This is a genomic window from Bacteroides sp. ET489 (genome assembly GCF_030518095.1).
In the GTDB taxonomy this organism is placed as follows: domain Bacteria; phylum Bacteroidota; class Bacteroidia; order Bacteroidales; family Bacteroidaceae; genus Bacteroides; species Bacteroides ndongoniae.
Genome location: NZ_JAULLJ010000041.1, coordinates 18,057 through 27,855 on the forward strand (window position 1 = coordinate 18,057; position 9,799 = coordinate 27,855).

At 44.3% G+C, this 9,799-nt stretch carries 12 protein-coding genes; 2 read left to right on the plus strand and 10 right to left on the minus strand.

Annotation, left to right across the window (positions count from 1 at the left end; genetic code table 11):
* The first annotated feature begins 115 nt into the window (after positions 1-115).
* Both Q3C19_RS15900 and Q3C19_RS15905 read left to right on the plus strand, forming a co-directional pair.
* Positions 116-886 (plus strand): metallophosphoesterase, encoded by a 771-nt coding sequence (locus Q3C19_RS15900; RefSeq protein ID WP_204428173.1) that lies wholly within the window; start codon positions 116-118, stop codon positions 884-886.
* A 406-nt stretch (positions 887-1,292) separates the two neighbouring features.
* The gene (locus Q3C19_RS15905) at positions 1,293-1,598 is read left to right on the plus strand and encodes a helix-turn-helix domain-containing protein (protein ID WP_302730619.1); all 306 of its coding nucleotides are present in this window, start codon (positions 1,293-1,295) and stop codon (positions 1,596-1,598) included.
* A gap of 55 nt (positions 1,599-1,653) precedes the next feature.
* Here Q3C19_RS15905 and Q3C19_RS15910 read toward each other — a convergent pair whose 3' ends face one another.
* The 10 genes from Q3C19_RS15910 to Q3C19_RS15955 form a co-directional block, all read right to left on the minus strand.
* Positions 1,654-2,436 (minus strand): PRTRC system ThiF family protein, encoded by a 783-nt coding sequence (locus Q3C19_RS15910; protein ID WP_302730621.1) that lies wholly within the window; start codon positions 2,434-2,436, stop codon positions 1,654-1,656.
* Positions 2,433-3,134, minus strand: coding sequence for a PRTRC system protein B (locus Q3C19_RS15915; RefSeq protein ID WP_302730623.1), 702 nt, complete (start codon positions 3,132-3,134; stop codon positions 2,433-2,435). The genes Q3C19_RS15910 and Q3C19_RS15915 overlap by 4 nt, the downstream gene beginning before the upstream one ends.
* Before the next feature lie 5 nt (positions 3,135-3,139).
* A complete protein-coding gene (locus tag Q3C19_RS15920; protein ID WP_302730625.1) occupies positions 3,140-4,249 on the minus strand; it encodes a peptidase in 1,110 nt (369 codons plus the stop codon).
* Positions 4,250-4,285: 36 nt separating this feature from the next.
* Positions 4,286-4,507 carry a PRTRC system protein C gene (locus tag Q3C19_RS15925; protein ID WP_235303949.1) on the minus strand — a complete coding sequence of 74 codons (222 nt, stop codon included), beginning with the start codon at positions 4,505-4,507 and terminating at the stop codon, positions 4,286-4,288.
* A gap of 44 nt (positions 4,508-4,551) precedes the next feature.
* The gene (locus Q3C19_RS15930) at positions 4,552-5,574 is read right to left on the minus strand and encodes a PRTRC system protein E (protein WP_302730627.1); all 1,023 of its coding nucleotides are present in this window, start codon (positions 5,572-5,574) and stop codon (positions 4,552-4,554) included.
* Between the two features lie 18 nt (positions 5,575-5,592).
* Positions 5,593-5,802: a hypothetical protein gene (locus tag Q3C19_RS15935; protein WP_235303877.1), complete on the minus strand. Its 210-nt coding sequence runs from the start codon at positions 5,800-5,802 to the stop codon at positions 5,593-5,595.
* An 18-nt stretch (positions 5,803-5,820) separates the two neighbouring features.
* Positions 5,821-6,036 (minus strand): hypothetical protein, encoded by a 216-nt coding sequence (locus Q3C19_RS15940; protein WP_235303878.1) that lies wholly within the window; start codon positions 6,034-6,036, stop codon positions 5,821-5,823.
* Between the two features lie 291 nt (positions 6,037-6,327).
* Complete coding sequence (locus tag Q3C19_RS15945; protein ID WP_302730630.1) at positions 6,328-8,097, minus strand: DNA topoisomerase; 1,770 nt, start codon at positions 8,095-8,097, stop codon at positions 6,328-6,330.
* A gap of 76 nt (positions 8,098-8,173) precedes the next feature.
* On the minus strand, positions 8,174-8,434 hold the full coding sequence (locus tag Q3C19_RS15950; protein ID WP_117713924.1) for a DUF4099 domain-containing protein: 261 nt from the start codon (positions 8,432-8,434) through the stop codon (positions 8,174-8,176).
* 53 nt (positions 8,435-8,487) lie between these two features.
* Positions 8,488-9,799: DUF3945 domain-containing protein (locus Q3C19_RS15955; RefSeq protein WP_302730635.1), on the minus strand; the 1,312-nt coding region annotated here is incomplete at its 5' end.

Below are 9,799 nucleotides of genomic sequence, written 5' to 3' on the forward strand. Positions count from 1 at the left end.
ATGAACCATGAATTCTTTGCAGTGGAAAAACTGGTATTATACACTCTTTTTTATCGTCTTAAATCTTACATTCGTATCATTAATAATCAGGTTGAACAATCAAAAACAACATATAATGCGAATACAATACATGAGTGATCTGCACCTAGAATTTCAGGAGCATAGCATATTTCTGAAACAGAATGAGATGCCAGTAACTGGTGAGGTATTGGTATTAGCTGGTGATATATTCTATTTGAAGGATAAGATTACCCCACGGGCTAAGTTTTGGAAATGGGCATCTGAGAACTATAGGCAAGTCTTGATTGTTCCAGGTAACCATGAGTATTATAATTATTCGGATGTAATGGAGCGTGGTTTACAATGGAAATGGATGTTACGTAAAAACGTGGGATATTATCAAAATCAGGTCGTAAGTATAGACGATACCGATTTTGTTTTAAGTACGCTATGGTCGCGAATCAGTCCGAGCGACGAGTATTTCGTGTGGAAAGGCATGAACGATTTCCGGCAGATAAATTATAATGGGAAATTGCTCCAGATAGAAGAGTATAATGAGATGCACGAAGTTTGTATCAGTTTTATCCGGAAAAGTATCATGGAAAGTAAGGCAAGACATATCATTGTTGTAACACATCATTTGCCTACCTTTCAGGTTGTAGCACCATATCATAAAGGTTCTGTACTGAATAGTGCCTTTGCAAGTGAATATGGAAATTTGATCTGTGATAACCGGATTGATGCATGGATATATGGACATTCACATACAAATATTGACTCTGAGATTGGTGGTACTAAATTACTGTCCAATCAGATGGGATATATTTTCCAAAACGAGCATTTAGAGAATGGATTTGATTCTGGTAAATATATTGAAATAGGATGAAAATTTAACTACTAATCCATTCGTAAACTGTTTTCAGTAAAAAGTCAGGCTTTATATTTCATACTTTGATGCATGAAATATAAAGCCTATTTTGTAAAGCATATTAAAGCTAAATGAATAGGAGGGGTAAAGCTATTAGTAAACCTCTTTTATAAGATTAGTTCTAAAGTATAATAAGTGTCGTTATAGAAATGTAAACTTGGTAATAGCCATGCTTTAAATGGTTTACACTTTCGGTTTACAGCAGAAAATTAAGATGCTAATTTATATATCTGATTAACAGACGTATACAAAATGTTTTTATTTTCTTTATCTGTTTGGCATGTTATTCTCACTATTATGAGTATATACTCTTAGAGTGCGCACGAAAAGAGTATCGATTTATTCACTTAATAACATTGTAATTATGTCATACATAGATAATGAGATACTCGAAAGACTGATAGGAACTATGGTTGAGGGATTTGCCCGCATTGAAAAAAAACTGGACCAGATGAACCGTCTGAAAGAATGTATGAACGGGGATAAACTTCTTGATAATGTAGATCTGGCAGAACTCCTTGGTGTGTCACAAAGAACTCTGGCACGTTACAGGCAAGAGGGTAAGATTAAATATTACTCGGTGGAAAAGAACGGGAAATCATTCTATCTCGCCTCAGAGATACGGAGTTTCCTGCTCCAGCGTGGTAAGAACGTAGTAAATAATAAGTAGCAAATAGAATAAGTGACCGTATTCTGATGGAAAGATGATACGGTCACTTCCGTCATTATACCGGAATTGCGGTCATTTTCAATGTATCTAGATTGATATAGACACCGCGATACAGTGTCTTTCCTTCCTTGAACATTTTCCAGAGCAGATCACATCCGATATGTGCCAGTGTGGAGTTAATGAACAGATCCTGTTTTTCCAGGGCTTCTGCCAGTGAACAGCTTGGTCCCGATTCCTTTTCCTTGATTTTTGCATAGTCCACTTCCTCGGTGATGACATTCATTTTGGGCATGGGAATATATTCCTGTGAAGAAGGTTGGAGAACTTTCTCACGTACCGTCCCGATGATGACCTGTCCTTTTGTCTGGCTGTTCCCAAAATCCATCCAGTATATGGGAGCCGAATGGTCACTGAAGTTTTCTTTGCGGACTTTCTTCAGGAACTTCCAAAGTGTAAGACGTGAACGTATATTGTCCGTACAGGTAATGATGATATTTGCTGTGCTTTCTCCAGAAAAGTTTCTGGTGGGGAAGCATTGCGGTTCGGCAGTCCATGCGTATCCGAAGAAACGGTTGATACGTGTGACAAGTGATACGGCCTTGTTCAGTCCCAGTTCCGTCTCACTGAAAAGCTGGCGTCCTATATTGGCCTGGCTTACCGTATCGGGATCGAATACGGTGACATGCAGTCCCGGATGACCTAATGCCTGAAGTGCCATGCTCATACGTGCCAGATTGGTTATCACTTGTGAGCCGGTACCTCCGGCTCCGATGACGAATACCGTTACCGGATGACGCGGATTGAGCAGGTAGCGGTCGGTAAAATGTATCTTTTTCATGGAAGTATGTCTTTAAGTTTTTTATTCATGGGCTTGAGTTCGTTCATGTCGAACGGATTGTTTCTTATGTTCTCGGTGACGATGACAAGATTTGAAATGGTAGGATTGACATTTCCTCCCAGATGAGAGAATTCAGTCAGCCAGAACCGTTTTTCCCAGTATTCCAGCAGGGAAAGGAAAGTCGGGTTCTGTGGCTTTTCCAGAGAACTACTGCCAAGGCAGACACTTGATCCGGTCACGTTGAAGAACGGGGCACGGAACAGTGGAGTCGTCTCCACCGGACGTTTTCCCTTGAAGGCGAATACGTCCATGCTTCCGTTTTTTACATGGTAGACAATTCCCGGCAGATTGAATGTGCCGTCCTGTATATTGAGGTCTTTGTGAAAGAACATCTGTCTCTTTCCGGGCGGGTTGTACCAGATATATTCTTCCTGTCCTTTTCTCGGATTGCAGGCCAGCATGTTTTCGGGGACTCTGCCTGCCGGTATCCCGCTCATTTCCTCCGTATAGGATTCCAGCAGGGTATTCATGAATTCGTATGTGACGGGGATACCTGCCCCCATCTGTCCGCTTTTCCCGATGGGACGCAATTCTATAAAGTACCTGGTATCAAAATTTCTTTTGTCTTCATACTTGTAGGCTATGATTGCAGCCTTCAGTACCATCATTTTTTGAATATTTTGGGTCAGTTCATTCATGATGTTTATAAATTATAGGTAACATGTTCTACAAATTTCTCAAACCATTTTGAGAACCGTTCCGGATAATTCTCTGGTCTGAACAGTTTTTCAGTTTCCGGTGTGATGAAGGTAAATGATACGGGAGTCTGGTTATATGTTTCCTGACAGTCAGTACTGAAACAGCTTTCCATGTCTTTGGTAACCGTATCCGTAATGGAATAGGTAAGCAGAATCTGATATTCGAGCGGTAGCGGTTCGAAATCCCTTTCCTTTTCGCTTGCATAGTCATAATCATAATTCAAGATATGAGGACTGTCTTTTGCAATCAGGGACATCCCTTCGGTAATCAGTTCCAAAAGTCTTTTTTCCTTATTGCTGGAAGGATTACAGTTGCGGATATGTTCTTCCAGATTCCTACAGAAAGCCTTGGAGTGCATCCGGCACAGTTTCCTGTGGATTCTCCCTTTCTCATATGACCTGAAAAGCTTTTCCTTTCTGTACAAATCCTTTTTCTCTTCCTCATCGAGCTGTTCAAAGTCCACATAATCGATACAGACTTCCGACATCTCAAAATAAGGGGTATCGGTTATATCCATCATCCTGTGATACTTGATGAACCTTCTGATGAACTCCAGTGTGATCCTTTTGATTTCACCTTTCAGTCTTTCTGTAAAATCTATCGGTATCAGGAACAGGGTGTAATCAGGCCATTCATGGAAATGATAGATACAGAACTGGAGCCTGTCACCGACAAGTTCCAGATTTACATGATGAGATACTATGGAATCCAGCGTATTATAAAGCAGGCATATTTTTTCTCTTATGGAAGTCCTGCCTGTAGGATGGTATGGCAGCTCCACATCCAGGAGCTGCGCATACTTCATGGCTGAACGGTACAGGAAATCAAGATTCTCTTTGATGGTGACATTTACCGTTACATCCCTGTCATTCTTCACATACAGGTCGGGAGCGATGGAAGGTATTTTCGTGTTTAGAAAACCATGAGGCTTTCTGCTGGAGGGAGTTTTCTTTTCTTTCTGCTCCTGATGCCCCGGCTTATGTCCGTATTTTCGAGTTCCGATATGATAAGTCTGGCTAAATTTTCCAAAGCCCGTTCCGTAAGTTGTGTACATGGTTTTTTATTTTTATGTTGTCCTTTTTTCATGTTCTTACCCTTTTACTCCGATAGTGGTCTTGAATTCATATACTGCCCGGTCGTCTTCGATTTCCGGTCCGTGTACGGTCGCGGTGGTCAGTTCCGGATAGTTCATTGAATAGAAATCCATTACTTCAGCCGGAGACATGTTTACGTTCGGATCATCCAGTACGATTTCCTGACTGTTCTTCTTCATTTTGAATGTTCTTTTCATACCTTTAATTTCCAGTGCCATATTGTTTATAGTTTATTGGTTTTACAAATCGTTTATTGTGCATATCAGCAGTATATCATTTCTACCTGTGCCTCGTCCTTCATCCGGTACTCAGCCGGAAAATCCGGATATTCCGCATACGGGTCCTCTCTTAGAAGCTCCCTGTCATTTTCGTCTTCCGGATCGAAGCAGAATGTATCATGGGCTGCCGGTGCAGTCTGGTATTCCCGTCCGTTTCCGTTCTGTATTTGTACCGTTCCGTTCGGTATATGTCCGTTTGTCGGTTGCCGTACCTGCTGCTGCGGATATGGCTGCATTGTAGCTCCTTGTGGCATACCTGTTCCTTGCATCACAGGGCGGTTTGGAGCTGGTTGGATATATGCTCCGTTCGTTCCATATACCGGTTGAGGCATTTCCTGCGGAATATGTTGTGTAGCAGGCTGCATGACAGGTTCAGGATTCATAGTATGGGTTTGTTGCTCCGGGAATATGCTTATTTGCATACCAGGCTGTGGCTGACCGTTCATGCTGCCTTGTGGTTGGGGAATTACCGGCGCCGGTTCCTCTGTCATACCGAACAGACTTCCTTCGCTGGCCTGTTTCTGTACTTCCTGCATCTTTTCGTCAATCTCCTTCTGTTTTTCTGAAAGAGCCAGCACCCGTGCCTGTTTCAGCCATGTCATTGCTTCGGAGAACCTTTTTGCGGCAGTTGCTTCATCAGCCTTCTTGAGGAGTTTTTCCATCTTTTCCCGTTTTTCCCTGGCTTCCTTTGATTCGGCCGGTACTGTTGGAGTTTTGGATGATTTGGCCTGTGATGTAGCCTTTTCTGCCTGTTTCTCGAAATTTTCCGCATTGACAAGCAGTCCCTGTACCTTCTGTATCGGTTGTAGTATGGTCTGCAGGAAACCCATATCCAGTTCTGCCGGTGTTCCGTTCACTACCAGCGGCACCATGTTCTGCCGCGTATCCTCTTTCAGGCTGTTCCGCCGTGGCATGACTGCTACGCTCAGGCTGTTGTCCACTTTACGGATATTGATATTCAGATCCGTACCTGTTGTAATCATCTGATAAATTGATTGAAAAAACATAATTGAAAAATTTTATGGTTATACATAAGTTTCCTTGAAGAATTCTTTCAGGACATTCTCTCTGTCAGGGTTGCTGGAAATATCACGCAGAGATTCCAGATAGTAGCCGATGTTTTTAGGCTCATCAACTGTATTGGGCATACGTCTTTTGACCGGTCTGATATGTTCGCTCTGTGGCCATACAGCCGGCATGACAGGAGCAGAAGATATACATGTACTTGTTTTCATATCTGTTGGTTTTATTGGTTAGAAAAACAGGAGTCCGACAATGAAAAAGATAAATGCTATCCTTACAATCAGTAGAAGGGATCTGAAAAGAAATCCTATGATTCCTCCGGTGAGCAGTAGCAGTGCAATCATACCGGTAGGCATGATACCTTTGTCTGTCAGCATAAGTATTCCGATAACCAATACCAGGGTTACCGCATGCTTGCTGATACTTTCGATAATCTGTAGTTTCATAATCATTAATTTTATGAATGAATAATCCCATCGGGATGTGTTTTCCCGATTTTATAGGCCTCCGGCCTCTTGGATTGCCTTTTTGCGCAAGGCCTGGCAGGAAAAAATACCGGAGCGTAGCGAGGATGATTTTTTCCTGTCCAGCCAAGCCCTTCAGGGCAGCCTTGCGACAAAAGGCAGGCAATCCAAGACCTTTGCCGCTTAAAAGCGGAAAAACAGATTCTTTTCTGTATGGACACAAAAAATGCAGACCTTCCGGCCTGCATTCTTGTGGTTATATTGATATGGATGTTATTCTTCTTTTGTGGAATAGGTGTTGAAAATGTCATCGGTCATTTCCTTGGCGAGAGTCCTGATCCTATTAAGAAAGTCCTGCCCGGTTATCATTCCGCTTTCAAGTCCGGTCAGTTGTTTTTCCCAGTCTGCGGTGAGTGAAGTATCCGCAATTTTCTTTCCACGGATGGTTTCGTAGGTGAACATACCTTTCGGGGTCGGAACAATATATTTCCCTGAATAACGGATATACTTACGGTTAACCAGTGTACGGATGATATTGGTACGTGAGGATACCGTGCCCAGTCCGTTCAGCTCCATGTATTCCACCAGTTCTGCATCCGTGAACGGATCTACCGGCAGTTGTTTTTTGTGTACCATGTTGCATCCGCATACATTCAGGTTATCACCTTTCTTCACTTCGGGGAGTTCATTGACAGAATATCCCGATTTTGGAACCATGTCGGAACGCATGAACACGTCATGCCAGCCGGCTTCAATGATTCTTGTTTGTTCGGCCTTGAAATGTTGCGCCGCACAAACCGCTTCAACATTTGTCGTTTCTATGCGGCATGGAGCCATGAATACTTCGAGCATCCTTCCGGCTACAAGTCTGTAAACCTGCATTTCCTTTTCGGACAGATTTCCGGGACGGATACCAGTAATGATGATGGCATGATGTACATTGGCTTTTTCTGCACTTATTACGTGGCGGGACAAACTGGATATGTCAATACCTCCAGTTTCTTTAGCGGCAGGGAACAGCTCCCATGATAGCAGACGCGCCATGATTGGTGAAAGCGAGTCAAACACATCCTCCGTCAGATAACGGCTGGAAGTCCTTGGGTAGGAAATCAGTTTCTTTTCATAAAGGGACTGTGCGATGTCATATACCTCTGATGCGGTATAACCATAGCGGATGTTCGCTTCCTTCTGAAGTTGTGTCAGGTCAAGCAGATCCGGTGGAAGTATTTCCTTAACGCTGTGACGGATACCTGTAATCTGTGCCTGATGTGCCAGCTTGCAGTCCTGGAAAAACATTGTTGCGGATTCTTTGTCGGGAAGATCCTGTGTGCGGCGCATCTTGAAAAGGATGCCGTCCTTTTGCAGGCTGATGTAGATGGGCCAGCTGTCCGATGAAATATGGTTCTCCCTTTCACGGTAGCGTCTGCTGATGGCAGCCAGTACCGGTGTCTGTACCCGTCCGAGGGAATTGTTGCCGAGGCCCGTCGCCTTGCACATGGCATAGCTGGCGTTGATTCCGAGAATCCAGTCCGCCTTGTTGCGGCTGTCGGCAGCGAGGAACAGGCTGTCGTAACAGCTGTCCGGTTTCAGATTTTCCATGCCTTGACGTACAGACTCGTCAGTAAGAGAGGAAATCCACAGACGAAAGCAAGGCTGTGTACAGTTCAGGTATTGATAGACATAGCGGAATGTCATTTCCCCGTCACGGCTGGCATCGGTAGCCGCAATGATGGTGTCACATGCCTGAAACACCCTCTCGATTACTTTAAGCTGGAGCACGGCATCAATCTCCGGTATCCATCCGTTCTCGGTGCGTGTATGACGTACCATCAGTTCAAATTCGGATGGGATGAAAGGAAAATCATTCCGTTCCAGCTTTTGGGTTCCGTAGTCCTTCGGCATGGCCAGTGACAGCATGTTCCCGAAAGTCCACGTAACCATGTAGCCGTTTCCTTCCACATATCCGTTTCTTACTCTGGTTGCACCGATGATTCTTCCGATTTCTTTTCCTACACTTGGTTTGTCTGTTAATATGGCAATCATGATAAATTCTGTTTTTTATATCTTTCCATACGGTAAGTCCGTATGGAAAGAGAGATGATGCATTATGGTTTCTTATTTATTCACCTGAAGGGTTGATACCGTTTACGCTGATGACCGGATTTCCATTCTCGTCTTCAATCAGACTGAGTGTGGCATCCATTGTAAGTGAAAATACAGGAGTCTTGATTTTAATGGACATGACATTGGTTTCCTCTCCCTGAAGGAGCAGGTCCATGTTTCCGTCCTTTTCAATTTGCGATCTGCTGATACCTACCGATTCCAGTTTTTCCCAGTCGATTTGTTCAGCCTTGTAGATATGATGATTGTTCTTGTTCATGTTCTTTCCTTTTTTAGTAATTGATGATTTGAATGATTTGAATCCCGTTCAGGTCAGACAGCCTGTTTTGCTCCCTTCTTCTGTTCCTGCTGCTGGGTATTGTCAGTCTGTGAAGCACGTTGTGAGGTATTACGGCGTACATCCGGATTTTCCTGGAAATATTGCAGCTGTCCGGTGTTTGCGTTTACTTTCAGATAGGAATCGAACGGTTTGCCGTTGGGACCTTTCATACCCGTTACGAGGATGGCCTTTCCGTCCTGAAGATTTGCTCTTTCCTGTGCCGAAAGCAGGTGTCCGTAAACCTCAGCCGGGATGGTAGGTGCCTGTCGTTCGTTGAAACCGTCAGGAGTTCTGGAATACTGTGGTCTTCCGCTTGCCAGGTCCAGCTTGACGAATGACGAGAATTCCTCACCTTTACGGTTGATCATGTTCTCAAGATAGATGGGCTGCCCTTTGCGTAACGCTTCCTTGTCTTCCGGTGTGAGTTGTACCGAACAGATTTCCTTCGGTATGTAGATTTCTCCCGTTTCCGGATTGTGGCGCGTATATTGGAGACCGCCTGTTACCTTATCCATGGTAACGAAGGAGGAAAACAGTTCGCCGTTCTTTCGTTTCATATCCTCTACAAGGATGGTGTGTCCTTCGTTCAACGCTTTGAGTTGCATGGGGGAAAGCGGTACACCGCCGAGCGTCTGCTGGTTGAAAGCCTGGTCTTTCGGGAAAATAAATTCGATGCCTCTTCTTTCCGCACTATATTGCAGATTGGCATTAAACTCTTTACCCTGATTGGATTTCATTCCCTCTACGAATATCTGTTCTCCGTTTTTCAGTTTCTGAATTTCGTCCGGAGTCAGGGTTACCCCTTTGATTTCATTCGGGATATAGACATGCTCCTGTCGGACGGCTACCAGTTCGTTGGTATTCTTGTCGATGGAAATCAGACACGGTTCTGTCGTGTTGCCACGCAGGTTAAGGTCAGCCACGCGTCCCATGTTCCCGCTTTCACGCAGGTTCTTCTTGTCCTCTTCCGTGAAGATATGTCCGAAATAAGGACGGTCCAGTTCCGGTTCTTTTCTGATACCGTGGATGCCCAGCATGACCTGCCCGCCGTTGGATATGAACGAAAGGCGTGCATCGAGTTTTGCGGTCAGTACCCCAGGAATGTTGAGTGTCAGTGGCATGGTTCTGTTGGTCTTGTATCCTTTCAGCATGCTGTCCAGCTGTCCGGACTGCTCCAGCATTTCCTTGGATATGCCGAACTTACCCAACTCCTCCCAGTTAATCATGTTCTCGTTGTAGCGGTACGTGGGTGTCTGCTGGCGTTGCGGTTCCTGTTGTTCGCGCCCCTGTGCGGCAGCTTCCACT